Raw genomic sequence first — 26333 nt, 5'->3', positions numbered from 1 at the left:
CGCGCGCTCACCCGCGAGTGACCCCCTCCAAGCCGTCGAAGAAGCCGGGCGCCTCATCCTCGATCCCGTCGCCGATAAGGGCGGCGCGGTCGAGGAACCGGTTGCCGTGTTCGCAGCAGGTCTCGGGCAGCAGCAGGCAGCTGTGGCAGGCGGCGAGGTTGAGGCTCTCGCTGAGGCTGGTCACGCCGGAGCGGCAAAGCGGATCCGACGAGCACCACACCGCGTCGGAGATCGCCGCGCGCACCGTGGCCTCGAACCGCTCACCTCGCCCTTGGCGCTCGAGCCCGCCGAGCGTTCCGTCGGCGTCGCTCGTCGACGTGTAGATCAGGAATCCCGCCATCCGCGGCTGCCGCGAGACGTAGATGCGCTCGCGGAGCGATGCGACGTCGTATCCGCACTCAAACGAGAGGCGCTTGATTACCGCGTGTGCGAGCGAGTGGATGAGCAGGAACTCCGGCAGCACCGGCTCGCGCACCCCTTCGCCATCGTGTCGCTGCTCGAACTCGGCGGCGTGGGCAGCGTCCACGCGCACCGCGCGTGCCGCGACGCCGTCGTCTGCGAGCCAAGCGTCCACCGCGTCAATGTCGAGCGCGACAAAAATGCCCTCGCCGCGGACCTCCACGGCGGGCAGCCACGGCACCGTTCCGATGCTGAGATCGCCGAACTCGCCGCGCCCGGGATCGTCCTGCCCGGCGGGCTGGTAGATCCGCTTGAACGCCGTGAGCGCCCGCACTTCGCGGAGCCGCTCAACCCGGCCGATCCGCGCGACTAGACCAGAGAGCGCGGGGGAAACCGTCTCCTGCGCGACCTGGAAGTCGGGCGTTGCGTCCTCGCCCTCGAGCCGAACGTATTCTTCAAAGCGCAGGTTCTCAGCGGTCACGTCGCGCGCGAGCATCACGCGTTCGCGGACGACACGGGCGTATTCGGCCTCGCTCATCGCGTGAAGGGACGCGTTCGTCGCCGCCGCGCTGTCGATCAGCTGCGTCAAAATGGGCTCCTGCGCAGCCTGCAGCATCTGCCAGATCGCCCTGAGGTCGTCTTGGACGCGGTCGGTCCACGGCGGGATGCTCAACGTCGAGTAGGTGACGGGAAAGTAGAGGTTTGAGGCACCGCGCTGCAGCGTCCGCGGCCGGGCGTCGCAGGCGACGCGCTCGCCGTCCAACCACGGGCGGCGGCCCGAGCAGCGCAGGCCATCGAGGCCGCCCTCCGAGAACGCGCCGGCCATGCTCGCAGACGCGTTGCAGTCGTCCGCGCGACACGAGACGCGAAGCCCCTCGATGCCGCTGCCGCCTGAGCTCTCGAGACGCAGCCGGCAGCGGCGCTCTCCCTCGCCGCCGCAGGCGAGTTCCGTACCGCTGCGCGTCGCCAGCCACCAGGTCCAAGGGAACTCGTCGATGTGCCCATTCTCGCAGGCGGTGACGAAGCGCGACGGGACGACGAACGTACGCCGCTCGCGCGAGCAAGGGGCGCACCACCGGGACGGATCTCCCTGCGCGCTCTGCCAGCGCCCGGCATACTTCAGCTCCTTGCAGGACGGGCACTGCAGCCAGGTCGGGAAGCGGTAGCCGCGCAGGAATCGGTCGGGGAACGCGCCGTCGCCGTCGGAATCGTCGACCGGCGGAAGCCGAAAGTGGGTCTTGCCCAGGACCTTCTCGAGCCGGACCTCCCGCACGACGTGGGGGTCGTTCATGCCGAACGTACGCGCCGTCTGCTCCCAGCTCTCGAGCGACGACGCGATGACGGACACGGGCCCGCCGCCTTCGGCACCGGCCCGGAAGTCGATGATGGCGCCCGGTCCGTAGCCCAGGACCTGGGCGCGGCGGACCTTGCCGAGGTGATTGTTACGGCTCACGGGCGCTCCTTGAGCACGAAGTCAACGCTCGGCTCGACGTTTCGGACGCTGTTCGGGGTCGGCCGCGCCTCGGCCTGTCCCGCGCCGACGGCGCGGCGCGCCGCCGCCGCCTCCGCCGACATGAGGAGGCTGGAGTTGAACCGCCTGTCGTTCCAATAGGCCTTAATCCGCCCGCCCTCGACGCCGTCGAGCCACGCCTCGACGAACTCGCCCAGCTCAGCGCGGCACTGAACTGCCTCGCCGGGATCGATCGTCCGGACCCGCTCGACGATCCGGTCAACCATGTCGAGTACGGCCGCGCGGTCGGTGCGGCGCAGGTTCGGCGTTCCTGGGCTGATCAGGTGCCTGACCAGAGCCACCAGCGGCGCGTGGATAGCCTTGTCGCGGGCCCGCGGCGCAAATGGCGTGACGCTCGACGGCTCGACCGACCGGTATAGCGCGCCGTGCCACGACGCGAACGTCTCGTAGTGCGCGCGGTCTCGGATCTTGTTGTTGTTATAGAGCGTCACGACGAGGCCCGGCGACCGGCGGCCTACGCGGCTCGTCGCCTGGATGTACTCAGCCATGAACTTCGGCTGCCCGTTGACCAGCATCAGCCCGAGCCGGGGGATGTCGACTCCGACGCTGAGCATGTTGCTGGCGAGCAGGACATCGATGCACTCCGCGTCGCCCCGCCGCCGCGACAGCGCGTCGAGAATCATCGGTATCTCCGACGACGCTTTGCGGCTGGTCAGCTCCTCAGGCGTCCCGAGGCGGCGCGCGAATTCGCCGTGCTGCTGCGCGAGGGCGGCAACCGTGATGCGAACGTCGTCTTCCATCAGCACGAGGGCGCCGCCGAGGACCTTGAGCGAGTTGAAGTAGGCGACGAGGGTCCAGTAAGGATCGATGTCGCCCGCCGCGTGGATCGCCGGGTCTGCGCCAGCCTGGAGCAGCGACGCGGAGGCCGCCTGCAGCGCGAACTTTTCAGACCGGCCAGCCGTGGTGACGCCCACGTAAAGTCGGCCCTCGTCGGCCTCGTCGACACGCGCGAAGCAAGAGTTCGACCAGTCGATCGCGGGCGGCGGGAACTGGAACACCGAGCGATTGAAGACATGCCTGATCTGCTCGTCAGCGCGGCGGATCGTCGCAGTCGATCCGACAACCTTCGCACGGCCACCCTCGCTGCGGCAGAGCTCGTCGATCGCCGTCTCGTAGAGGCCGGTCAACGACCCGAGCGGCCCGCCGATCAGATGCAGCTCGTCCTGGATGATCAGGTCGGGCGGCCGCAGCCTGCGGCGGAGGCCGAACAGCGCGCCGGACTCCTGCTTGCGCACGATCTGCGCGAACTTGTCGACGGTGCCGATGAGCAGCGACGGCGGGGCGGCGTAGAGATCCTCGTCGACGGTCAGCACAGTTAGTCGACCAAGCGGCCGCTCCTCGTTGCAGCGCGGGTCGGGGCACTCGCACGTTATCGTGCGCGTCTTCGCGTCCGCGCGCCAATGCACCTCGCCCCGGCAAACGGGACAACGCGTTAGCTGTTTGGGGGTTGATTTCGGGTCGAGGTCGGCGAGCGCCTCAACCGCCGCGTCGTAGCTGTTCGGTGTGCTGTCCGAGCCGACCCAGAGGCCGATCGAGAACGGCGTCGATCCGAGGGGACGATCGCCGTCGAGGCGCAGCTGCTCGCAGGCTGTGATAAGCGCCGCGGCACGCTGGAATTGCTGCACGGTAAGCGTCCGCAGGGTGTAGCGCATCAGGACCCCGACGCCCGCGCCCTCGTCGCCGTGGAGCATTCGGCGGTGGAACAGCACGAAGGCGGTCAGCAGCAGGTAGGCCTCGGTCTTTCCGCCGCCCGTCGGGAACCAAATGAGGTCGAAGATCTCGCGATCGGGATGGCCGCGGTCTGCGGACGACGGCAGGCACAGCAGCGCGAAGGCGATCTGAAAGGGGCGCCACTGGAAGTCGAAGGCGTCCGAGCCGTCGACGTCATCGGCCGCGGCCCGCCGTTCGCCCGCCCACGCCGCCTGCAGATACATCGCGCGATTGGCGAGCCTGAACGCAGTCTCTACCTGCGGGTCGGCGTCGATCAGCCCGATGCCTTCGTGCATCCGCGCCAGAGCGCGCTCGCACCGATCCAGGTTGCGCCGTGCTTGCAGGGCGAGCGAGTCGGGCAGATCGGCGCTGCGGTCGCGCTCGGCGGCGATCCAGGCGGCGTATCCGTCGGCTACCGACGCCAGAGTCGCGACCAGGTTGGGCTTGTCGGCGGCGTACAGCGTGAGGCCGTGAAGCCTGCCGAGTGGAGACGCCGCGATGGCGGAGGACAGCAGCGGATCGCCGTCGGCGTCCATGCGCTTGACCATCGCCGTCGGGAACCAGCCGAGCCTTACGACGGTGGGGTGGTCGACCGGCTCCCATTGCGCCGACGCGGTGTGCCCGACGGCGTATTCCGCGGCCTCCCGGTATATGAGGTCGGCGATGCGCTCGTCCTCGTCGTTCCCGCGGAACGACCGGCGGCGCGGCACGAACGTGCATCCGGACCGGCACTCGACGCTGGCCTCGAACTGGTGGAGCCCGGCGGCCTCCCGTCCCATCATGTCGGTTACGACGAGCGGATCTCCCGCGCGGCCGGTCTTCGCCTCCCGGTATTCGTTGATGAATTGGAGCGTGACGGTGGCGCGCGCGCCCTCTCGGCGGACGCGGCGGTGCAGCGTCAGCCCCTGCTCAAGCCGCGTCTCCTCGACGCCCGCCTCGAGCGGGACGGCGAGGTCGGCGTGCTCGTGCGGCGTCCGCGTCCAGGTCAGGTGCGGCCTGCCGCCGCCCTCGATCTGGATCTCGGCTGCGGCGTAGCGGCCGAACCGAACGGTGAGCCTGAGGTCGGCTTCCTCCTCGGTCTCAACCGAGAACGAGAAGCCGCAGGTGGCGGGCTTGAATGACCGGAACAGCGAGGTCGCCTCGCGCTGCTCGTCCTCGTCCCCGGTTGAGCCGCCGCCGTTCTCGGCGTCGAGGCTGTCGTCCTCCTCCTCGGAGAACTCGCTCTGCTGCGGATAGAGGATGCCTGTTAGGTATCGGGCCGACGGACGCTCGTCGATCGTCTCCTCGGGGCCGTCCTTCGGGCCGACAAGATCGGCCTTAAGCCGCAGCAGCAGCAGCGTGCGAACGCTTTGCGGCGGGGCGCTCACCACTGGAGGAACGCCATAGGGAGGCCGCAGACCTGCGGCACGATCCAGAACCCGGACGAGGCGGCGGTGCCCTTGGCGGTCGCTAGGCGGTCGTCGCCAGGCGCCGCCACTGCGCTGCCGAAGCCCAGCACGCTGATGTTCTCGATCCGGTCAGGCGACTTGCGCCCGCGTCCCGGGTTCTCGCGCCCGATCTCTAGCATGTCGCCGCCGAGTCCGGTGGTAGTGCTGCCGAGCGAGCGACCCTTCACGGTGGTAAAACGGTAGACCCAAACGCCCTTCTCGAGCGTTGCGATGCAGGGAAAAGGGGTCGGGGTGTCGATCAGCTCCTCGACGGGGAGGACGAGGCGGGCGACCGAGAACGGGTCCACGTCGCCGGTGATCCCCACCTGCACCTGGAACCCCGTCCGATACTTCTTTATCGACCGGTAGCAGCGTCCGCTGTTGGTAGACGTGGCGAACGGCAGCGCGTAGCCGCCCTGCACTGCGAGGCTGCGTCTGGCCCTCGTGGCCCCTACGAACAGCACGCGCGATTCCTCGACGAGGTTGAGGTCGGTCCGCCCGCCGGCACCCCAGCCCTCGTTTATTTGCAAGAAAACGTGGTCGGCCTCTCGTCCCTTCGAGGCGTGGATCGTACCCAAGATCGGGCCTTTGTGGCCGAACTCGGGCAAGACGAACTCGTCCGGGGGGCTCGACGCGAGCCGGGACCGCAGCTTGAGCAAATCAACCTCGCCGCGTGGGCCCCGCGCGTGACGGATCATCTGGTCCCACCGCTGCTCGGCCTGCTCGTCTCCGCCGACGAGGTCGGTGTGCGCCGCCGCCGCGCGGGCGTGGCTTTCGGCGAACTGCTCGCGGGAAACGCTCCGCCCGTTGGTGCCGGAGAGGGTGAGGGCGAGCCAAGGCTGGAGGTGTCTCGGCAGACCGGACATCCGGAGGCGATGCGGCAGGCCGTCGCGTGCCATGAACGCCGATGCTTGTGCGACTTCGATCTTGCGTCGGAACAGCACGAGCGCGTCGTCATAACCGGCCAATTCAGCCTGGTCGAACTGCTTGCCCCCGATGGAGACGGCCGCTTGGCGCACCAGGTCCGCGCGGGCTTTAAAGTCGTCGGGGGTGGTGTCCGCGTTGCCTAGAATGTCGAGCCTGAGATCCTCGTAGAGCCGGAGCAGCGCCGGCTCTTCGGTCCGGTAGATGCGCTTGAGGAAATGCTCTTGGAGGCGGTCCCCGAGCATCTCTTTCAGCCCGTCAGTAAAGCGCAGCGGCGTCTCTTCGTCCTCAGCATAATCGTAGATCGCTTGAGCGGGGTCGTGAAACACGGTGAGCCCGCAGGACGGCTGCAATAGGGCGATGAACGCGAGCAGGAAGCGCGCGCGTTCGCCAGTGACGTCCTGCGCCTCGTCGACAATGACGTGCTCGATGTCGTAGAAAGAGTCGCGGAAGTCCTCGGCGCGCTCCTGCATCACCTCGATCGCGCGGGAAATGCCGGTCTCGAATCCGCCGAACAGGTCGCTAACCTGCTCCGGCGAGAAGCCGTATCTGATCTTCCACGCCTGCGAGTCGATCGTGGAGATCTTAACGGCGAAGACGTTGTCCGGATTCTCGGCAAAGTCTGAGATGCGAGCCTTTACCTCGGTGATTGCGGCGCGCGTGAAGCTCACCAGCCAGATGTTCGAATCGGTGACGTTCTCCCGGTCCACGAGATGCGCGACGCGCGAGCAAGCGACCGAGGTCTTGCCCATCCCAGGGCCTGCCGAGACAAGCAGCTTGTCGGAGGGGTCTGCCTCGATGACGAGCTGCTGCTCCTCGTCCCACTCGATCGGCTTGTTGAGGAAGGCGACCGAGACGCCCCATGCCTCGCGCATGGCGTCCAGCAGTTCCGCCTCCCGCCGGTCCAACCGCTCGTCGGCCGACGCGATTTCAAAAATGAGCGAGGCGACCGCCTCGCGATGCTCCCCGGGCACCTCGTCAAGCGTCGACACGAATTCGCTCCGCGTTGCGCTCGCCGTAAGGTTTAACGCGGACCTAAGCTGCTCGGGTGCTATCTCGAAGCGGGCGAGCGCCTGATGCGCCACCGCGAGCTCGGCGTCGTCGACGAGGCCGTCGACCGCGATCATGTGCGCGACCAGCCTGGCGATCGGCGGCGCCCCGGTCGCGCTGGCGCTCATGCGGCGGGGACCGTCGACGCGGACATGAGGAGCTTTGTGGCGCCCCCGCGGGCACGGCCAGCGCCGCTTATTTCGCAATTTCCCACGATCGTCCCCCGGTCGCCTTTTCGTTTCGCGTAGACTAGCGACAGAATGCTCGCAAAATCCAGACGTTTGCGCGCGATCGGACCAAATCCGTGCCGAGTTCCGGCCGACCAGCGATGATTCTCGTCCACGAGGCGATACAGCCGGTTTTCATTACAGCGGAAAGGCGGGGTGCGTAGCGAGATCGCCCGCTTTCAGTGCCTGCGCGCCACTGCTCTCTTGCGATTTCCGTGAACCGCATCGTCATCCCCAAAATCAGGGGGATGATTGTGACCGCATCGCGGAGGGCCCGAGCTGCGGTTTCCGCACCGTCTGGCTCACAGTTACGATTGAGTGACGTTCCCCTCTTGCCGCTCCGATTAAGCATAAATCGAGCTTAACGACCGGCAGGTTTCGGGGAGCGATAAGGCCACTCTTAATGGCGAGTTCTGGGTCAAAAGGCGTTTTCCAAAAGCACGTAGGTGAGAAAGCGCGGGACTCGCTTCTCCGTCTCTTCAGGTCGTTCCGGGAGACAGCGATGAGATCGGAGTTGGCCAAACGGCAGACGCGGCGGCAGGAGGAGCGCACCGCCGAAGCCGGCCGAGCCCGAGATCGCGGCCGCTGCAAACGCCCCGGCGAGCAGCGCCGCAAATTCGATCATGTGTTGGCCTTTCGCGGCATGATGGACCAGTGTTCCAGTTGCTTGTAGACGATCACTTTGTTGCCAAGCAGAGCGCCACGCTGGCGGCAAAAGAGGTCGAGCTGGCCACGCTCGCCAACCAGCTCGACGCACATCGTCAGTTGCGAATCGGCAATTTCCGAACCGTTCTCGCGGATCGGGCCGTGGTTGCTGAAGCCACAATGGGTATGCTGCGCGACGGCGTTGATGATGCCGTCCCCCTTCGCGGTGCGGATCAGCTCGCGATAGAGCGGCTTGGCACCCCAGAAGCGACGCGACCCGATCTTGTCGGAGGGCTTTAGGTAGATGCGCAGCATCCCGACTTCGCGGTGCTGGACGGTGAAACGATCAGGCATGGTAGAGCTTTCGACAGGAGACGGTAATCAGACGCGTGTGCGTCGGCGGGAAGCACGGTGGGTGCCGGCGTCGCGCAGGGTCGCATCGGGTGAGAGGTGCGCGGCAGGCACCTTGGGTACGGCGACGCGCTGCGACAGGTAGATGCCGTTGTGTCCCGAACAGAGGTAGGCAACGAAGCAAGCGACCGCGATTGGTACCGCATAGGCCGCGCCGAACAGTTCGATCCCCATGAAGGTGCAGGCGAGCGGCGTATTGGCCGCGCCCGCGAACAGTGCGACAAAACCGATCGCGGCGAACATACCTGTCGGGACCCCGAACATTGGCGCGAGCGCGTTGCCGAGCGCAGCGCCAATAAAGAACAGCGGCGTCACCTCGCCGCCCTTGAAGCCGGCGCTTAAAGTAACGACGGTGAAGAGCAGCTTCAGTGCCCAGCTCCACGGATGCGTGTCGGGATCGAAAAAGCTGGCGATGGTCAAGCCGTCCGGTGTCGCCGCTACCGTCCCGAGCCCGAGATAGTCGCGCGTGCCGAACAGCCAGACCAGGGCGATCACGGCTAGGCCGCCGATGACGGGGCGCAGCGGCCCATAGGGCACCATGCGCTTCAGCCATCCGCCCAGCGCATGATTGGCCTCCGCAAAGGCCAGCCCGACAAGTCCGAATGCGACACCGGCAGCGGCAGCCTTGGCGACGAGCAGCGCATCGACCGGCACCAGCGCACCGACATGATTGACGCCGTGATGAACGCCCCAGGCAAGGCAGGTCCAGTCGCCCACCAGCGCGGCGACGAGACACGGCACCAGTGCGCGATACTCGACGCGGCCGATCGCCAGCACCTCCAGCGCAAAGACCGCCCCCGCAATCGGCGTGCCGAACACCGCGCCGAATCCCGCCGCGATGCCGGTCATCAGCAGGGTTCGTGTCGCCTCAGCGTCGAGCTTCAGTATCCGCCCGAACCCGCTGGCGAGGCTGCCGCCCAACTGGACGGCGGTGCCTTCGCGCCCGGCGGATCCGCCGAACAAATGCGTCGCGACCGTGCCGAAGAATATGAGCGGTGCCATGCGTAGCGGCACGCCGCCCCCAGGTTCGTGAATTTGCTCGACGATGAGGTTGTTGCCGCCCTCAACCGAGCGTCCGGTCAAATGGTACAGCAGCCCGACGACGAACCCGCCGATCGGCAGCAGGTACAACAGCCATGGAAAGGCGAAGCGAAGCCGCGTCACCGCATCAAGGCTCCATAGGAAGGCTGCGCAAAGCGTTCCCACGGCTGCGGCCATCGGGACCAGGATCAGCCCCCAACGCAGCACAGAGACGGCGTGGCCGTGACGATCAAGAACGAAAGCCGCCACGTTGAATTGGTCGTAGAGATTGCAAAATGTCGCGCGCACAATTCCTCCTTGCTGCCTTGCGGCGCCTGGTAGGAATCATCGGCCCTTGCGAGGGCGGTTCGGCCAGTTGGCCCGGCGGAAATCCATCGCCGTGGCCGCGCATATGCTGACCAACCGCAATTTGGTCAACAGGCGAGGATGCCTCAACACCGCCGTGTTCGGTAATGCCGTGCCGTGAGCTGCCGGCAATGAACATGGCGTGCTCATCGTTGGGGAGGGTCTTGGCCGCGCTTTTCCCCGCCGCCGCCGGTCACCGTGGCTGGGTCAAAGCGAGCAGCGTAGGGCGCGATCTGCTGGACGGAGCGACACTTGGCGTTCCTGCCGTGAAAGGTGACTGCGGCGGTGATTTGCAGGTGACGACGAGCCTGCTGGCCGCAGGGGCTCGACATCCGTGCTACAGCCGCGGCCTTCCATTCGCATTTGCAGGATATACGATCGGCTTGGTGTTTTCCAAATCACCAGCAGAATGGCATATTCATGATCAAAGCGCAGACGATGAAACAGATGCGTCGCATTCACCTCTACATCGGCGTCTTCTTCACCCCCGCGACCCTTTTATTCGCGCTTAGTGGAGCGTTGCAGACGTTCCGGTTGCAGGAAGAGAAGGGTTACGGGGGCACCCTTCCGGCGTGGATCGTGTGGATGGCGAGCGTGCACAAGGACTCGTCGATGCCAAGGGATCGAGGAACGGAGCACAAGGATAGGCGCCCGGCTACGAGCGTGGTCAAGACGGCTGATGCCAGCTCCAATCCGCCACCCACACATAAAGGCCCTTCCAGGTTGCCGATGCGAGCATTTGTAGTCTTGCTGTCGATCGGGCTGATTATCTCCTCATCGCTCGGTGTCGCGATTGCGCTGAACAACAGGACGACGCGGCACGCGTCTTTACTGGCGCTTTTCGCGGGAACAGTGCTGCCGCTCCTGCTGATGCTCAACTAGCAATATAGTTTGCATGAGCCTGAAGCATCGCCGTGTACGCCGGCCTTCGTTGCAGCCTTCGGGCGGCGGCCACGCGCCTACTGCCACCGGGTTTATCATCAACCATGATCCTTGTTGCGGGGCGAACTCCACGTTCGGCTCTTCGAAAGCAGGCCGACTGTTGACTTCAATGCGTGCGAAGCACACTAGGCGGTGATGCCGCACCAGCAGGATCAGGAGCAGTGCCGGCGCGGACAATAGCGCGATGAGCGCGCAGGCGATGTCGACTAAGTCCAGTAAGGAGACATCTGCCGTATACGGCTGGTGCATGCTCTGCGACGTTCAGGCGTCGGCCCAGCGGCGCAGCAAATTGTGGTAGACGCCGGTCAGTTGGATCACGGTGGGATCGCCCTGGCCGCGCTCTGCCGCGACATTCTGCACCGACTGGTCGAGCTCGAACAGCGTCCGCCGCTCGCCCTCGTCACGGACCATCGACTGCATCCACATGAACGAGGCCACCCGCCTGCCGCGGGTTACCGGTGCGACGCGGTGGAGGCTCGACGAGGGGTAAAGAACCAGATGGCCGGCGGGCAGCTTGATCGCCTGCTCGCCGAATTGGCCTTCGATGATCAACTCGCCGCCGTCATACGAAGCAGGGTCTTCAAGGAAGAGTGTCGCCGACAAATCGCTCCGAATTCGGAAATCGCTGCCGCGGCGGATGCGGATCGCATTGTCGACATGGGTGCCGAAGGTTTCGCCGATGCCATAACGGTTGAACAGGGGCGGGAAGACCTTGAGCGGCAGCGCCGCGGCGATGAACAGCGCCGAACCACTGAGCGCATCGAGCACCATCGCGCCGCCGTCACGCGCCGCGACGCTGTCTTCGGGCAGTTGCTCGTTGCGCTTGGCGAGCGCTGATTGGTGGCCCGAGGTAACGTTGCCGTCGACCCATTCGGCGGCGTCGATGATGGCGCGCAGCTGCTTGACGCCGGCAGCATCGAGCACATCGGGAACCGCTATCAGCATGTCATCATTCTCCGTCCAGCACCGCCGGCCCGCGGCTCCGTAATGCCGGGATGTCGCAGGTCGCCAGCCACAGCCGCATCTGGCCAACGAAGCGGGCATGACCAAGCTCGCGCGCACGGCGCAGCCAGTGCAGCGCCTCGTCGGCCCGCCCAGCCGCACCCAGCATGCGTGCATGGTTGAAGCAGCCGCGAAAGTCGCCGCCTGCCGCGGCGCGGGCATAGCAATCGGCGGCCCTGCTCATGTCGCGGGGGCGGACCCAACCATCCTCGGCGAAGCTGCCGACAAAATTGATCGCCTTGGCGTTGCCAAGCGCCGCAGCCTTCTCGAGCCACGCCAGCGCCGCCGCTTTGTCTTCGTCGACGCCTTCACCGAGCGCGAGCAGCGTCGCATGATTGTACATCGCCCAATCGAGCCCACGCTCGGCCGCGATCCGATAGCATTGCGCAGCGCGAGATTTGTCTATGCGGGTGCCCCAGCCGAGATCGTAGCAGCGGCCGACCATGTTGAGCGCCATCAGATGGTGCTGCGCCGCCGCCTTGCTGAACCAGCCGAGCGCCGCTGCCTGATCGGCTTCGACGCCATGGCCATCGAGCAACATCTGCCCATAGACCGCCTGCGCCTCCGCCACGCCACTCTCGGCCGCCTGGCGCACGAACGCCGCGCGCTCCGCCGGTGACCCGGCGAGGCGCGCGGCGATGTCGTCGCGGCTGAGCGTGTTGAGCGCCGCTGCGTCCATCAGAAGCGGACGCCGACCGTGCCGAACACCGTGCGCCCGGCCGCGATCGAGGCATAATGGGTAGCGAAGGCCTGGTTGAAGTAGGCCTTGTCGGCGAGGTTCTGCGCGTTGACGCTGAGCACCACATTATGGGTGAGGTCGTAGCTTGCCCGGGCATCGAAGCGCCAATAGCTCGGGATCTCGCGGTAGATGGTCTTGGTAGCGGCGTTGAGCGTCACCACGCCGGCGGCATCCTGGGTGGCGCTGCGATTATCCTGATAGCCGCCATATTGCTTGTCCATGTAGATCGCGCTGCCGCCGATCTGGAGGCGCTTGAACAAGGTCACGTTGGTGGTCGCGGTGAAGCTGTTCTTGGCGGTCTGCGGCATCTGCTTGCCGTTGTTGATCGAATCAACCGCGACCGTCCGCGCCGGCTGCAGCACGGTGGTAACACCGCCGACCGTCCGGGTCACTGCCGCGGCGGTGAGGATGGTCGAACCGCCATCAATGATTTTGGGATCAAGATATGTATAGCCGCCGAACAATGTCCAGCCGGGCAGGATGGTGCCACTCGCGCTCAGCTCGATGCCGCGGATCCGAGATTCGCCGATGAACGAGGCGGTGTTGTTGTCGTCGAGCACGCGGGCGTTCTTGATCTCGGTCTGGAACGCCGCGGCGCTGAGCTGCAGGCGCTGCGCGAACAGCGCGGCCTTGGCGCCGACCTCGTAGGAGCGGGTCTTCTGCGGCTTGAGCAGATCGGTGACCGACGCGGTGGCTGCGGTGGTCGGCAGCGCATTGTCTTCGCGGCCTTCGCCGAGCAGGCTGTTGGGCGGCGTCGCAGAGGTCGCATAACTGGCGTAGATGCTGGTATCCGGCGTCGGCTTGGCGACCAGGCCCGCCTGCCAGTTGAACAGCTCGTCGGTGCGCGAGATCCGAAACTGGGTCGCCCCCGGCAGAATCGTCGTCGACTTGAAGCGATCAAAGCGGGCGCCGACGTTGAGGATCAGCTGCGGCAGCAGCGTGATCGAGTCGAAGCCATAGACGGCCTGGGTAGTGCCGTCGTTCTGCGTTTCGGTGGACGGCGCGCCTTTGACGATCGGCGCCTGCACCGTCGAGGTGTCCGACGTGTAGTTCACCCACGGATCGTTCGGATTGGGGTTGAACAGGCTGGTGCAATAATAGCGCGCGATGGTCGAGGCGTTGCATCGCGGCGTCACCGTCGACCCGGTCGCCAGCAGATAGGTGCCGCGACGCGTCTTCTCCCAGGCGAACTCGCTGCCGATCGAGAAGCTGTGTTCGATGCTGCCGGTGTTGAACTTGCCGTAGAGATCGGTCTGATCGATGATGCTTTCGGTATAGCCATAGCGGGTGTTGCCGCGCCGCCAGACATAGCCGCCCGAGGTCTGATCGCCACGCGTAGCGCCGGCGCCCGTCGTCGGATTGGCCGCGGTGGTGCCATAGACGTTCCCCTGGCTGTCGTCGGGCTGGGTGTAGATGTATGATTGATCGGTGTGGTTGTAGCGCGCCGTGTTGCGCAGCGTCACGCCACCAAAGTCATGTTCGGCGCGGATCATCGCCTGGTTGGTAGTGGCATCGCGGAAGTCGCGGTCGGCCAGGCCGTAGAAGGTCGACCGGTCGACGGTGCGGGTCTGCCCGTTGGCTAGAGTAACGTCACCGAGCACCGGTCGGCTGATGATCTTGCCGGTGCCGGGGGCGTTGGCGAGCGTGTAGAGATACGGCAGGCCGCTGTCGGGAAGCTCGTGGCTTTCAAGATAGTAATAGCTTGCCGTCAGGCGGGTCGGCGTGCCGAGCCCGATCGTCACCGACGGTGCGAAGCCCCAGCGCTTGGACCAGATCGCATCGCGCCCGGCCACGTCTTGGTCGTGCCACAGGCCCTGGACGCGAAATGCCGCCGTGTCGGACAGCTTGAGATTGAGGTCGCCGGTAATGCGCTTGAAATCGGCGTTGCCGTAGCTGCCGCTGACCGAGCCGAAATCGTCGAGCTTGGGCAGCTTCGAGATGATGTTGATCGTGCCGCCCGCAGACCCGCGTCCGCCTAGCGTCGAGTCCGAGCCGCGGACGATCTGGATGGTGTCGGTGGCGAACACTTCGCGGCTCTGCGAGGCGAGATCGCGGACGCCATCGACATAGATGCTGCCCTGGCTGTCGAAGCCGCGGATGAACGGGCGATCGCCGATCGGATTGCCGCCTTCGGCTGCGCCGAAGGTGATGCCGGGAACGGTGCGCAAAGCGTCCTGCAGGCTGGTCGAGCCGGTCTGCTCGATCACTTCGCTCGACAGCAGCACGATCGACCGCGGCGTATCGATCAGCGGCGCGACCGCCTTGGGATCCTCTTGCTGGCGCAGGCGATCGGTCGACACGAGGATGTCGTCATCACGATGCGTGCGCTGGTCGTCGGCAGCGGCTGGCGCGGCTGGCGCAGCAGGCGTGGTCGGCTCCGCCGCGTAGACCGGCGATGCGCCAAAGGCGCCGACGCACGACAGCGCGAGGAATGAAACGGTGTTGTTGGCCATGATGGTCCCCCCTTATGGGGCTGCCGCTATTGCGACGCGTTCGCAGAGTCAATGCCAATCTAGTTTCGCTGGCTCGACAAGCTATGTCATTCCCGTGGTGGTGAGCCGTTTACCCATGGCGACATGGCTCACGGGACAGCGCCCACCCGTTCGCAAATGGCCAGAAGGGCGCCGCTACAGGTGCGGAACATCGCCGCGTAGCTAAGGCAGGGCCCGCTATCGTTGGAGTTGGCACCGTTAAAGCAAGTGCACCGGCTGGCAACGAGGGCAGGGTAGGGCGTGCACATGCCTCGCTCCCGCAAGCCAGCCAGTCCGTTCCGCTACTTCAACTCGTCGCCTGAGGTGATTCGGCTTGTGGTACTGATGTATGTTCGCTTCCCGCTTTCCTTGCGGAACGTGGAGGACCAGCTGTTCGAGCGCGGATCGACCTCTGCCATGAGACGCTCAGGCTTTGGTGGAGCAGGTTCGGTCCGATGTTCGCCGGCGAGATCAGGCGGCAGCGAGTAAGCCGCATGCGAGGGTTCGGCACTGGCGGTGGCACCTGAACGAGATGTACGTGAAGCTTAACGGCGAGATGGTCTACCTGTGGCGCGCGGTAGATCACGAGGGCGAGGTGCTGGAGAGCTACGTCACGAAGACGAGAAACAAGGCCGTGGCGCTAACCTTCATGAAGAAGTCAATAAAGCGCCATGGATCACCCGAGGCGATCACCACCGATGTCTGCGCAGCTACCGTGCAGCGATGAACGAGACTGACAGCACCCGCTCATCATCTATTTTCTGATCCAGGGACCGAACCGCTACGGCGTGCTCAAGCGGGCGGTGCGCGGGGTCAGCGACAAGATGTTGATCCAGCAATTAAAGGAGTTGGAGGCCGACGGCGTCGTCACGCGCAAGGATTATCAGGAAGTCCCGCCGGGCGTGGACTACACGCTGACGCCGCTCGGCCGCACCTTGGCCGAGGCGCTCGTTCCCCTGTGCAATTGGGGGACTGACAATATGGCGGAGGTCACGCGCATCTTCGCCGAGCGCGAGCAGTGGCAGGCACGATAATGGGACGTCCGCCTTTGGAGGCCGCCGCAGGCATTGATGGCGGACGGGTCAACTCCGCGGCCTGCCGACACCTCCCGATCGCTACATTGTTGCCGGGTGGAGCGCTCGCACGATCTGGCGCGTGTCTTTGGACGGGGGCAGACCGAAGAAGCGGGAATATTCACGGCTGAACTGGGTCGGGCTTTCGTAGCCAACGCCGAACGCGACCGACGTAGTGTTGCCTTCGCCTGCGATCAGCATGTTACGCGCATGGAGCAGCCGGACCCGCTTCTGATATTGCAGCGGGCTGAGCGCAGTCACCGCCTTGAAGTGGCGGTGGAAGGCGGAGACGCTCAGCGCTGCCATCGATGCCAAGGCCTCGACCCTCAGTGGCGCGGTAAAATTCTCGCGGATCCAGCGGATGGTCACGCCGATGCGCGACAGCGCCGTTCCAGGCGACGCGATGTCGCGCAACATCCAGCCATGCGGGCCCTGCAGGATGCGGTAGAGCAGTTCGCGTTCATAGGCCGGCGCGAGCGCGGGGATGTCGTCGGGGCGGTTCATCAGCCGGAGCATCCGAACCCAGGCGTCGAGCAACTCGTCGGTAACCGGAGCGACCGAGAAGCCCGAGCTGTAGAGCTCGCCTCCGGCAGGTTTGGGCAGATCCGCGAGCAGGTTGGCGATGATCGCCGGTTCGAGCGTCAGGCTGACCGCGAGATACGGCTCTCCCTTCTCGGACGGGTGGACCGAGCCCATCGCGGGCAGGTCGACCGACATCACGAAATAGGTCGCCGGATCGTAAAGCAGGGTGCGCTCGCCGACGGTCATCGTCTTCGAGCCGGTGAGAATGAGGTTGACCATCGGGCTATAGACCGCGGCCAGCTTGTGCTGGGGGATCTCGCCCTGGACCATCGCGATGCGCGGGATGCCGCTCGGCGTGGCGCGGTTCTGCGCGCGGGCGCAGAGCTGGCGGAGTTCGTTGAGGTTGTCGTTCATGCCTCGTCGTACCGCACGGGTGCGTTCGCACCAAGGTGCGAGCAGGATCAGGCAGGTTTCGAGGAGGATCGGGTGCGCGGGCGAGCAGAGGTGCGCCTATCTGGGATGCAGCCCGGAAGTACCCCGGGGACCGGAGTAACGATCATGAAGAAACTGCTGATCTACGGCGCCGCTGGCTATACCGGCCGCATGGCCGCCACCAACGCCCGCGCCGCTGGCGTGGATGTCGTCGTCGCGGGCCGCGCGAAGGACGAAGCGAAGCTCGCCGCGCTGGCGGCCGAGATCGGTGCGGAATACCGGCTGTTCGCGGTCGATGACCTCGCCGCGGTGCGGGCTGCGCTTAGCGACGTTGGCGTGCTGCTCAACACCGCCGGTCCGTTCATGCGCACCGCCGAGCCGTTGATGCAGGCGAGTATCGCCAGCGAAGTGCACTATCTCGATATCGCCGCCGAACTGGACAGCTATCAGCTCGCCGAGAAGCTGGACGAGGCTGCGACCGCAGCGGGCGTGATGCTGCTGCCGGGCAGCGGCGGCAGCGTGGCGATGCTGGGTTCGCTCGCCGCGCACGCCGTGAAGCGTGTCACCAAGCCCGTCGGCATCAACATCGCGATGCACGTGGCAGGGGGCTTCTCGCGCGGATCGGCGGTCTCGGCGAGCGAGAATCTGAACACCGCGCTGCTTCATCGCATCAATGGCCAACTGGTCGACCGCAGCGCCGACGTGCGCGACTTCGATTTCGGCAATGGGCCAGCGACGTCGTTCCCGGTGACGCTGCCCGATCTCATCACAATCTGGCGTGACACCGCCGTCGCGAACATCGCGACCTATGTCTATCTGACCGACGGCGCGTTCCCCGAAGGCGATCTTGCCGCGATGCCCGATGGTCCGACGCTCGATCAGCGCGAGGCCAACCGTTATCATGCGGCAGTCGAAGTGACCGGCGACGACAGCAGCGTGGTGCGTTCGGTGCTCGATACCGTCAACGGCTATACGTTCACGACGATCGCAGCGGCGGAAGCGGCGCGGCGCGTGCTGAGCGGCGAGGCGCGCCCCGGCTTCCAGACGCCGGCGGGTTTGTTCGGCGCCGGCTTTGCCGAGACGATCGCCGACACCAGCATCGTCGATCTCTGAAGCGATTGGCGTCGGCCGGGGGCATCAAGCTCCCGGCCGGCGCCTATTCCGCTGCCAGCAACACATCGTCTTCGGCCGGTAGCGCGATCTTGAAGCGCGCCGCGTCGCGCCCCGGCGGCAGGCCGAACATTCGCGCATATTCGCGACTGAACTGCGACGCGCTTTCATAGCCGACCGCATAGGCAATCTTGCCGACGTCGTGCGTCTCGAACAGCAGTAGGCGGCGCGCCTTCAGCAGGCGAAGTCGTTTCCGATACTGAATCGGCGCCATCGAGGTCACTGCCTTGAAGTGGCGATAGAAGGCCGCGACGCTCATCCCCACCATGCCGGCGAGCGGCTCGGCGTGGATAGGTTCGGCGAAATTGTCGCGGATCCAGTCGATCGCCGGCCGTACCTGCGCCAGCCGGCTGTCGGCGCAGGCGACTTCGCGCAACTTGTCGCCCTGTGGGCCGATCAGTACGCGGAAGAGGATCTCGCGCTCGATCATCGCGGCGAGGATCGGCGCTTCGTTCGGCCGGTCGATCAGCCGCATCATCCGCAGCCAGGCGTCGATCAGTTCGGGCGTCGCGGCCGATACGGCAAAGCCCGTTGGGTGCGGCGTCGTCCCCGCACCATGCATCTCCGCCATCAGCGACGCGATGATCGTCGGGTCTAGTTTCAGGCTCACCGCCAGATAGGGCGCCGCGCCGTCGGGCTGCACTTCGCCGGTCGCGGGTACATGCACCGGCACGACGAAATAGCGCGCCTCGTCGAAGCGCAGATTCTGCTCGCCGATCGACAAACTTTTGGAGCCCTGCAGCACCAGGTGCAGCATCGGCTCGTAGACCTGATCGGCACAGCCCTCGGATCGCACCATCTGCACGCGGGGGATGCCGGTATCGGTCCACCTGCTCCCCGCGCGCATCACGATGCCGCGCAACTCGTCCATCGCTGTTTCCATCAGCCCCAAGTGGCCCGGGCGGGGCCCCGAAACAACCGGCTGTGAGAAGATCGGGCAAGAACGGGAGAATAACCGGCATGGGGTCGCCCGCCTGCGGCACCATCTTGGGGAGGCAAGCGAGCGACGCCGTCACTCGCGATCATCCAAGGACAGTTTCCATGAAACTCACCGGAAAAGTAGCCATCGTCACCGGCGCATCGAGCGGCATCGGCGCCGGCATCGCCAAGGCGTTCGGCGCCGAGGGCGCGGTCGTCATCGTCAATTACATGGGTAGCAAGGACCGCGCCGACGCGGTGGTCGACTCGATCGTCGCAGCGGGCGGCACGGCGGTAGCGGTGCAGGCCGATATGTCCAAGTCGGCCGATGTCGTGCGGCTGTTCGACACGGTCGTCGCCGATCATGGCAAGGTCGACGTGCTCGTCAACAATGCCGGCGTCGCGGTGTTCGAGATGGTCACCGACCTGACCGAGGACGCGTTCCACAAGCAGTTCAACCTCAACGTGCTCGGCTATTTCCTCGCCACCCGCGAGGCGGTGAAGCATTTCGGCGAGGCCGGCGGCAGCATCGTCAACATCAGCTCGATCCTCAGCACGCACCCGTCCGCTGGCGGCAGCGTCTATTCGGCGACCAAGGGCGCGGTCGACAACATGACCTACGGCCTCGCGCGTGAGCTCGGGCCGCGCAACATCCGGGTGAACGCGATCATGCCGGGCTATACCAACACGCCCGCCACCGACGGCGCGTTCGTGGGCGACCTGCGCGAGCGGTTGCTCGCCGAGACGCCGCTCGGCCGCGTCGGCGAAGCGGAGGATATCGCGCCGACCGCGGTGTTCCTCGCCTCGGACGATTCGCACTGGATCAGCGGTGAATCGATCCGCGTCACCGGCGGCGCGCGCGGGCTCTGAACGGTGCAGGCCGGGGGCGACGCCCCCGGGCTTGCTCTCCTTTCGATAGGGAATGTCGTCATGCCAAGTTCACACCGCGGGGACGCCGTCCCCGCGGCCCATCGTCGCGCGCTCGCGTTATGGACGGTCCTCGCGGCGCAGCTCATGCTCGCGATGGACTTCCTGATCGTCGTCGTCGCGCTGCCGCGCATCCAGGCGGATCTCGGCTTCAGTGCAGCCGGGCTGACCTGGGTGCCCAACGCCTTCGGCTTGGCGTTCGGCGGGTTGCTGCTGCTCGGCGGCCGGCTCGGCGATATGGTCGGGCAGGTCCGCGCCTTCCGGATCGGGCTGACCGTCTTCGTGGCTGCCTCGCTCGTCGGCGGGTTGGCGCACATGCCCGCGATATTGATCGCGGCACGCGTAGCGCAGGGAGCAGGGGCTGCACTGGCGGCGCCAAGCGTTCTCGCATTGGTGATGGTCATGGCGCGCGACGAGGCAGAGCGCGCGCGGGGCCTCTCGCTGTTCACTGCGGTATCGTCGATCGGCGCGTCCGCCGGTCTGATCCTTGGCGGAGTGCTGACCGATTTCCTGTCGTGGCGCTGGGCGCTGCTCATTAACGTGCCGGTCGGGGTACTTGTAGTGTCCGCTATCGGTCGCCTCGTCGCAGAAACGCATCCGAGGCCGGCGCGGCTCGACGTGGCCGGCGCGCTTACCGCGACGTTCGGCTCGGTCGCTCTGGTCTATGGCTTCATCAGCGCCGCGGACCATGGCTGGACCGCTACGGGCACGCTTGCCGCCTTCGCCAGCGCGGCAGCGCTGCTGGTGCTCTTCTTCCGGATCGAGCAGCGCCACGCGGCGCCGTTGCTCGACCTGGGTCTATTGCGCGACCGATCGCGGCTCGGCGGGCTTGGCGTGATGGCGCTGATCGTCGGCGTGCACTTCGCCATGCTGTTCCTGCTCGTGCAATATCTCGAGCGCGTGCTGGGCTGGACGCCACTTGCCGCCGGGCTCGGCTATATGCCGCTGACGATCACGGTCTTTGCGATCAGCAAGGGCGCGCCGCGGCTGATCGAGATGTTCGGCGCGCGCGCGTTGCTGATAGCGGGGAGCGGGATCGTCGCGATCAGCCTGGCGGGTTTCGCTTCGGCTATTCGGCAGTCATTAGACGCATTGCTGCTCAAAGCCAACATGCCGCCTACCGGTCGCAATGTGCGCCGTGAGATGGCGGCTTCCAAATTCTCCCAAGCCATCATTCATGCGGGACGGTAGCTCACCGGCAGACGTACCTGTAAAGTTGCGCTGAGGACAGTCATCAGGGGAGTATGGAGAAGCGCGTCTACGGCTCCGCTGATCGAGATGAACGGATGTCCGATGTTAGGGAGCCGATAAGAACAAGCCCACGTCCAGTTGCGGGTCCAAGCCGCCGCAAGCTGCCAGACCGCTCTCGACCAGAATACGCCGTTCCACCAATGCTCTGCGCTTCAATACAGAAGTACGTTTAACAGGGCGGCATGTCGAGATGACGGTGGCGCAAGATGTGCGAGGATGTTAGCGTGACCGCTGCCTATATAGCTGTGCATCAACTAGAAATATCGCACGGCGACTCCTATTAGCCTGCGAGCAGGCGTTAAGTTCTTGCTATCTGCCACGAGACGGTACGGATTTGGTGGAACAGGTTCGGGCCGATGTTCGCCGGTAATTTACGCCGCCAACAGGTGTCGCGGATGCGAGGCTTCCGCCACTGGCGGTGACATCTCAACGAGATGTACGTGAAGCTCAATGGCGAGATGGTCTACCTCTGGCGAGCGGTCGATCATGAGGGCGAGATCCTCGAGAGCTACATCACCAAGACCCGAGACAAGGAGGCGGAAGTGAAATAGCTGTCTTCGGGTTCCCCCCAGCGCCCTAGAGCGGCAGCGACATTTCTACGCAATTGGGCAGGCCAGCGGCAACGCCGATCTGGCCGCCGTGCAGCAGCACAATCTGGCGCGCGAAGCTGAGGCCAATGCCGCTGCCGTGCGGCTTGGTGGTGAAGAAGGGGAGGAACACCTCGCGGGCGAGGGCTGCGGGGATGCCCGCGCCATTGTCGATCACGGCGATGCGCAGGTGGCTGGCGCCGGCGGTCGTGGCGACCAGCCGGATCTGAGCGCTGGGCAGCGCGGCAGTCGCCTCGTGGGCGTTCTTCAACAGGTTGAGCAGCACTTGGGTGAGCAGCGCGACATCGCCGTCGAGCCGCGGCAGCCCCGCGGCGATGTCGAGCGTCACCGGCGTGCCGTCGCGCCCGGCCTGGTGGATCGCCACGGTTCGCATCAGCCAGTCGGCGACGTCGATCGGCGCGCGGCGTAGTGCTGGCGCCTCGCTGAAACCCTTGTAGGTCTCGATGAAATGCTCGAGCTCGCCGGCGCGCCGCGCCAGCGCATCGACCGCCAGCCGGGCGTCGGCGGCACCCTGGTTGCCGTCGTCGTCAAGCCCGTCGAGCAGCCGCTTGGCGGTCGCCGCGAGCGAGGTGACCGGAGTCAGCGAGTTCATGATCTCATGGGTGAGGACGCGCACCAGATCGATCTGCGCCGCCAACTCTGCGCCGTCGAGCTCGGCCTGGATCACCTTGACCGCGACGATCCGCCTGAGCTCGCCCCCGGTTTCGATCACGGTGGTATCCACGACCACGCGCTGCGACAGCCCGTCGGCGAGAATGCGGCCGAGCCGGCTCGGGCCGGGCCCCGCGCCGCGCAACAGCTCGACGAACGGCTCGCCGAACGGCGCAAGCGCGGCAAGACTGGTCGGCGCGCCGCGGCCGAACTGGCGGCGCGCTGCCTTGTTGGCGAGGACGAGCGCCTCGCCCGGGCCGATCACCAGCAGCGGCGTCGGCGCACCATCGGCAAGGGCGGCGGCAAAGGTGGTCGCTTCCAGGCCGCTCGCGCGTTCGCGCCGGAGCCGCGCCAGCGCGCGCTCATAGGCGTCGCCCAGCCGGTCGAAGCCGGCGCCGCGCCCGGCCCAGGCGAACGATTGGCTGAGATCGGTGCGGTCGAGCGCGGCGACGAACCGCGCGAGCTCGATGTTGCTCTCGGCGACCAGCCGCCACAGGCTGACGGTGAGCAGCGCGGCAAAGGCGAACGCCAGCAACATCGCGGTCGGCGCCCGGCCATAAGCGGCCAGCAGGCTCGCCACCGCGAGCGCCGCCAGCAGCAGCGCCACCCGGCCGGCGAGGCGCAGCGCGAAACGCCGCCTAAAGACCGTGCTTCTCCATGCGCCGATAAAGCGTGCCGCGCGACAGCCCCAACTCACTTGCGGCGGTGGAAATGTTGAACGCGTGTTTCTTCAGCGCCTGTTCGATCGCCTGCCGCTCAACGCGATCGAGGTTGAGATCGTCGCTGGCAGGTGAGGCCGGTGTCGGTGACGCTGGCGCGACCGGCGGCGTCGCCGTCCGGCCGAGCGGGAAGTCGTCCGCGGTATAGCTTGGCCCCTCGGCGAGGATCACCGCGCGCTCGGCGGCATGGCGCAGCGCGCGGACGTTGCCGGGCCAGTCGTGCGCGACCAGCGCCGCGCGCAGTTCGGCGGGCAGGCGACGATCGGGCTTGTCGTAGCGCGCACGCGCCTCGGCGAGGAAGGTCGCGAGCAGCAGCGGGATGTCCTCACGCCGCTCGCGCAGGCCGGGCAGTTCGATCTCGACGGTGTTGAGCCTGAACAACAGATCCTGGCGGAACGAGCGCTCGTCGTCGACTGCGGCGTTGGTCGCGGAGATGACGCGGACGTCGATCGGGATCGACTTGTTCGAGCCGACTGGCGTCACCCGGCGCTGTTCGAGCGCGGTGAGCAATTTGGGCTGGAGATGCAGCGGCAGATTGCCGATCTCGTCGAGGAACAGCGTGCTGCCGTCGGCGGCCTGAAGGCGGCCGACACGGTCGGCGCGGGCATCGGTGAAGGCGCCTTTGGCATGACCGAACAGCTCGGAATCGAACAGCGTTTCGGCGACCGCGCCGAGATCCACCGTCACCATCTCGCGCGCGGCGCGGCGTGACAGGCGATGGAGCTCGCGCGCAACCAGTTCCTTGCCGGTGCCGTTCTCGCCAAGGATCAGCACATTGGCGTCGGTCGGCGCCGCCTTCTCGATCAGCGACTGGACCCGCGCCATTGCCGGCGAGCCGCCGAGCAGCGGCGAAGCGGCCGTCGCCGTGGGAGCCTCGGTGCCGTTGCCGCGGCGCGACCGGCCGAGCGAGGCGGCGTTGCGCACCGTCGCCAGCAGGCGATCGTTGTTCCAGGGCTTAGAGACGAAGTCGGTCGCGCCATGCTTCATCGCGGCGACCGCGACGCCGACGCTGCTGTGCGCGGTGATCATCACGATCGCGGCGGCGGGGTCGGCCGCGATCATCCGCGCTAGCCAGGCGAAGCCCTCGGCGCCATCGGTGGCGCCGCGCGCGAAATTGGCGTCGAGCAGCACCAGGTCCACTGGGGTACGCGTCATCATCGCGACCGCCTCGGCCGGCGACATGGTGGTAGTGACCTCGGCAAACATCGGCGCGAGCAACAGCCGCGCCGACAACAGGATATCCTCGTCATCATCGACGACGAGGCAGCGGGCGAACGGCGGCGAAGCGGGCATCGGGGCAGCTTTGGTCATGTCCGCGCTACAATCAAGATACGTGCCAGCGGGCGCCGTGTGTCCACCGGGCGTCCGGTCGTGGACACACCTGTCCGGCGATGGGCAAGGGACGGGCAGTGTCGCTCGCCGCCGATCTGTACAGACCCAGGCGTTATCAACGAGTTGGCAGGGTTGGCACGGTCCATGCTGAGGAAGGCTGGTCGGCATGGACGCCGACGGAAAGGATCCCGTCATGATCTCGAACAGTCAACGCTTCGTCTGCTCGGTCCTGAGCATCGCCGGCGCCGCCAGCCTCGTCGCCTTTGCCAGTCCCGCCCATGCCACGGCCACCCGCCCGAGCGACGTCAGGCAGGCGGTGGTCAAGTACGGCGACCTCGATCTCGGCAACCCCGCCGATCGCGCCCGCTTCGCGACCCGCGCCTCGCGCGCGGCGGATCAGGTGTGCACCGTCAGCGGCGCCAGCCTGTCGATGGCCGAGCTCGCCTGCCGGCAGGCGGCGATCGAACAGGCGCGCCGCGGTGCCGGTCTCGATGCCCGCGGCTGAGCCTCGGCCCCACGGACTGTCCGCCGCTGGACAGTCCGCGTCCGGATCCGGACACTCGCACAAGGAAAGCGTTACGTGACTTCCCCCTCGATCAGCGGCGCGACCATGGACCGGCGGATCGACACGCCACGGCTGTCACGCCGCCGTCTCGGGCTCGCCGCCGCCGTGGTCGCCGCGATCATCGTCGTGCTGCTCGTCTGGCGGCTGCTGCCGTCCGCCCATTCGACCGATGTCGCGCTCGCCGATGTCGAGAGCGCCGCGGTGGCGCGCGCGCCGTTCGACGATGCCGTACCCGTCCGCGCCACCGTCGCGCCAAAGGTGACGACGCTGGTCGGCGTCGTCTCCGGCGGCCAGGTCGAACGGCTGATCGTCCAAGATGGCGCGGCAGTGGTTGCCGGGCAGCCGCTGGCGACGCTCGCCAACCCGCAATTGAAGCTCGATATTCTCACCCGCGAGGCCGCGATCGCCAGCCAGCTTGGCCAGGTGTCTGGCGAGGATCTAACGCTTGAGCGCGGCTCGCGCGATCGCGACACCCAGGTGTCCGGCGCCGATTACGATCTGATCAAGGCGCGGCGCGACCTCGGCATCCGCCAGCAGCTTCACGACAAGGGCTTCGTCTCCGACGCCGGGCTCAAGAGCTATGAGGAAGAGGCATCCTACCAGCGCCAGCGGGTGGCGCAGCTCCATGCCGCCGAAGGCGCCGAACGCCGCATCGCGACACTGCAGGCGAGCCGCCTCGCCGACACGCGGGCGCGGCTGTCGAGCAATCTTGCCGCGGTGCGCGACGGGCTCGACGCGCTGACCTTGCGCGCGCCGGTGACGGGACGGCTGACCAACTTCACCATCCAGCCGGGCCAGGCGCTGAAACCCGGCGATCCGGCCGGGCAGGTGGACAGCGAGGGATCGTGGAAGCTGGTCGCCGACGTCGATCAATATTTCCTCGGCCGCGTCCAGGTTGGCCAGCAGGCGAGTGGCAGCGACAATGCGCTGCATCTCGTTGTCACCAAGGTGCTGCCGGCGGTGACCGACGGCCGCTTCCGCGTCGAACTCGGCTTCAGCGGCGTGCCGCCGCGCGGGCTCAACCGCGGCCAGTCGCTCGATGCGCGGATCACGCTCGGCGCCGCGCGCCCGGCGATTGTCGCGCCGATCGGCGGCTGGCTCGACAGCGACGGCGGTGCCGCCGCTTATGTGCTCGACGCGAGCGGCAGCCATGCGGTGCGGCGCACGATCCGCATCGGCCGGCGCAACGCCGACCGCGTCGAGATCCTCTCGGGCGTCGCCGCGGGCGAACGCATCGTCACCTCCGATACCAGCGGCTTCAACAAGGCCGCCGCCATCAACATCAAATAAGGGGCAATTGC

Annotated in this window: 22 protein-coding genes and 1 riboswitch; of the genes, 9 read left to right on the top strand and 13 right to left on the bottom strand. The window is 66.5% G+C overall.

Annotated features, from left to right (window positions below; translation table 11 throughout):
- Positions 1–7 precede the first annotated feature (7 nt).
- The 6 genes from OXR60_RS03755 to OXR60_RS03730 all read right to left on the bottom strand — a co-directional run bounded on the left by OXR60_RS03755 (position 8) and on the right by OXR60_RS03730 (position 9653).
- Entirely contained in the window at positions 8–1852 is a 1845-nt protein-coding gene (locus tag OXR60_RS03755) for a DUF1998 domain-containing protein (protein WP_267394201.1), read from the bottom strand.
- A complete protein-coding gene (locus tag OXR60_RS19950; protein ID WP_267394199.1) occupies positions 1849–5007 on the bottom strand; it encodes a helicase-related protein in 3159 nt (1052 codons plus the stop codon). The genes OXR60_RS03755 and OXR60_RS19950 overlap by 4 nt, the downstream gene beginning before the upstream one ends.
- Positions 5004–7169, bottom strand: coding sequence for a UvrD-helicase domain-containing protein (locus OXR60_RS03745; RefSeq protein ID WP_267394197.1), 2166 nt, complete (start codon positions 7167–7169; stop codon positions 5004–5006). The genes OXR60_RS19950 and OXR60_RS03745 overlap by 4 nt, the downstream gene beginning before the upstream one ends.
- 517 nt (positions 7170–7686) lie before the next feature.
- Positions 7687–7893, bottom strand: coding sequence for a hypothetical protein (locus OXR60_RS03740; protein ID WP_267394195.1), 207 nt, complete (start codon positions 7891–7893; stop codon positions 7687–7689).
- Entirely contained in the window at positions 7890–8267 is a 378-nt protein-coding gene (locus OXR60_RS03735) for a DUF190 domain-containing protein (RefSeq protein WP_267394194.1), read from the bottom strand. The genes OXR60_RS03740 and OXR60_RS03735 overlap by 4 nt, the downstream gene beginning before the upstream one ends.
- Before the next feature lie 27 nt (positions 8268–8294).
- Positions 8295–9653 (bottom strand): voltage-gated chloride channel family protein, encoded by a 1359-nt coding sequence (locus OXR60_RS03730; RefSeq protein WP_346732023.1) that lies wholly within the window; start codon positions 9651–9653, stop codon positions 8295–8297.
- A gap of 23 nt (positions 9654–9676) precedes the next feature.
- A riboswitch (Fluoride riboswitch) is annotated at positions 9677–9753 on the bottom strand.
- 377 nt (positions 9754–10130) lie between these two features.
- On the opposite strand from OXR60_RS03730, the gene OXR60_RS03725 reads away from it, so the two are divergent.
- The gene (locus OXR60_RS03725; protein ID WP_267394191.1) at positions 10131–10592 is read left to right on the top strand and encodes a hypothetical protein; all 462 of its coding nucleotides are present in this window, start codon (positions 10131–10133) and stop codon (positions 10590–10592) included.
- A 321-nt stretch (positions 10593–10913) separates the two neighbouring features.
- Here OXR60_RS03725 and OXR60_RS03720 read toward each other — a convergent pair whose 3' ends face one another.
- Genes OXR60_RS03720 through OXR60_RS03710 form a run of 3 tightly spaced genes read right to left on the bottom strand, consistent with a single transcriptional unit; the run spans position 10914 to position 14846 of the window.
- Complete coding sequence (locus tag OXR60_RS03720; RefSeq protein WP_267394189.1) at positions 10914–11597, bottom strand: Fe2+-dependent dioxygenase; 684 nt, start codon at positions 11595–11597, stop codon at positions 10914–10916.
- 4 nt (positions 11598–11601) lie between these two features.
- Entirely contained in the window at positions 11602–12333 is a 732-nt protein-coding gene (locus tag OXR60_RS03715; RefSeq protein ID WP_267394187.1) for a tetratricopeptide repeat protein, read from the bottom strand.
- On the bottom strand, positions 12333–14846 hold the full coding sequence (locus OXR60_RS03710; protein WP_267394184.1) for a TonB-dependent receptor: 2514 nt from the start codon (positions 14844–14846) through the stop codon (positions 12333–12335). The genes OXR60_RS03715 and OXR60_RS03710 overlap by 1 nt, the downstream gene beginning before the upstream one ends.
- A 556-nt stretch (positions 14847–15402) precedes the next feature.
- On the opposite strand from OXR60_RS03710, the gene OXR60_RS03705 reads away from it, so the two are divergent.
- Both OXR60_RS03705 and OXR60_RS03700 read left to right on the top strand, forming a co-directional pair.
- Complete coding sequence (locus OXR60_RS03705; RefSeq protein ID WP_267394182.1) at positions 15403–15591, top strand: DDE-type integrase/transposase/recombinase; 189 nt, start codon at positions 15403–15405, stop codon at positions 15589–15591.
- A gap of 22 nt (positions 15592–15613) precedes the next feature.
- Positions 15614–15898, top strand: a complete 285-nt coding sequence (locus OXR60_RS03700) for a helix-turn-helix domain-containing protein (RefSeq protein WP_346732024.1) — start codon at positions 15614–15616, stop codon at positions 15896–15898.
- 81 nt (positions 15899–15979) lie between these two features.
- Here the strand turns inward: OXR60_RS03700 and OXR60_RS03695 are convergent, their stop codons facing one another.
- Positions 15980–16873, bottom strand: coding sequence for an AraC family transcriptional regulator (locus tag OXR60_RS03695; protein ID WP_267394180.1), 894 nt, complete (start codon positions 16871–16873; stop codon positions 15980–15982).
- A gap of 144 nt (positions 16874–17017) precedes the next feature.
- Between OXR60_RS03695 and OXR60_RS03690 the strand changes: the two genes are divergently transcribed.
- On the top strand, positions 17018–18004 hold the full coding sequence (locus OXR60_RS03690) for a saccharopine dehydrogenase NADP-binding domain-containing protein (RefSeq protein ID WP_267394178.1): 987 nt from the start codon (positions 17018–17020) through the stop codon (positions 18002–18004).
- A gap of 43 nt (positions 18005–18047) precedes the next feature.
- On the opposite strand, the gene OXR60_RS03685 is transcribed toward OXR60_RS03690, so the two are convergent.
- On the bottom strand, positions 18048–18932 hold the full coding sequence (locus tag OXR60_RS03685) for an AraC family transcriptional regulator (RefSeq protein WP_267394176.1): 885 nt from the start codon (positions 18930–18932) through the stop codon (positions 18048–18050).
- 170 nt (positions 18933–19102) lie between these two features.
- On the opposite strand from OXR60_RS03685, the gene OXR60_RS03680 reads away from it, so the two are divergent.
- The 3 genes from OXR60_RS03680 (at position 19103) to OXR60_RS03670 (ending at position 21708) form a co-directional block, all read left to right on the top strand.
- Positions 19103–19849 (top strand): 3-oxoacyl-ACP reductase family protein, encoded by a 747-nt coding sequence (locus tag OXR60_RS03680; protein WP_267394174.1) that lies wholly within the window; start codon positions 19103–19105, stop codon positions 19847–19849.
- Between the two features lie 60 nt (positions 19850–19909).
- The gene (locus tag OXR60_RS03675) at positions 19910–21097 is read left to right on the top strand and encodes an MFS transporter (protein WP_267394172.1); all 1188 of its coding nucleotides are present in this window, start codon (positions 19910–19912) and stop codon (positions 21095–21097) included.
- 494 nt (positions 21098–21591) lie between these two features.
- Positions 21592–21708 (top strand): DDE-type integrase/transposase/recombinase, encoded by a 117-nt coding sequence (locus OXR60_RS03670; protein WP_267394170.1) that lies wholly within the window; start codon positions 21592–21594, stop codon positions 21706–21708.
- Positions 21709–21733: 25 nt separating this feature from the next.
- Here OXR60_RS03670 and OXR60_RS03665 read toward each other — a convergent pair whose 3' ends face one another.
- Together OXR60_RS03665 and OXR60_RS03660 are read right to left on the bottom strand one after the other, a co-directional pair.
- Positions 21734–23023 carry a HAMP domain-containing sensor histidine kinase gene (locus tag OXR60_RS03665; protein ID WP_267394168.1) on the bottom strand — a complete coding sequence of 430 codons (1290 nt, stop codon included), beginning with the start codon at positions 23021–23023 and terminating at the stop codon, positions 21734–21736.
- A gap of 31 nt (positions 23024–23054) precedes the next feature.
- On the bottom strand, positions 23055–24446 hold the full coding sequence (locus OXR60_RS03660; RefSeq protein ID WP_267394167.1) for a sigma-54 dependent transcriptional regulator: 1392 nt from the start codon (positions 24444–24446) through the stop codon (positions 23055–23057).
- Between the two features lie 214 nt (positions 24447–24660).
- Here OXR60_RS03660 and OXR60_RS03655 point away from each other — a divergent pair, with 214 nt between their 5' ends.
- Positions 24661–24972, top strand: coding sequence for a UrcA family protein (locus OXR60_RS03655; protein WP_267394166.1), 312 nt, complete (start codon positions 24661–24663; stop codon positions 24970–24972).
- 75 nt (positions 24973–25047) lie between these two features.
- Positions 25048–26322, top strand: a complete 1275-nt coding sequence (locus tag OXR60_RS03650) for an HlyD family efflux transporter periplasmic adaptor subunit (protein WP_267394164.1) — start codon at positions 25048–25050, stop codon at positions 26320–26322.
- Positions 26323–26333: the final 11 nt, after the last annotated feature.

Origin of the sequence: Sphingomonas sp. GC_Shp_5 (assembly GCF_026540855.1) — a bacterium.
GTDB lineage: Bacteria > Pseudomonadota > Alphaproteobacteria > Sphingomonadales > Sphingomonadaceae > Sphingomonas.
Note: the sequence above shows the minus strand (reverse complement) of the source record. Positions and strands in the feature narration are given on the sequence as shown.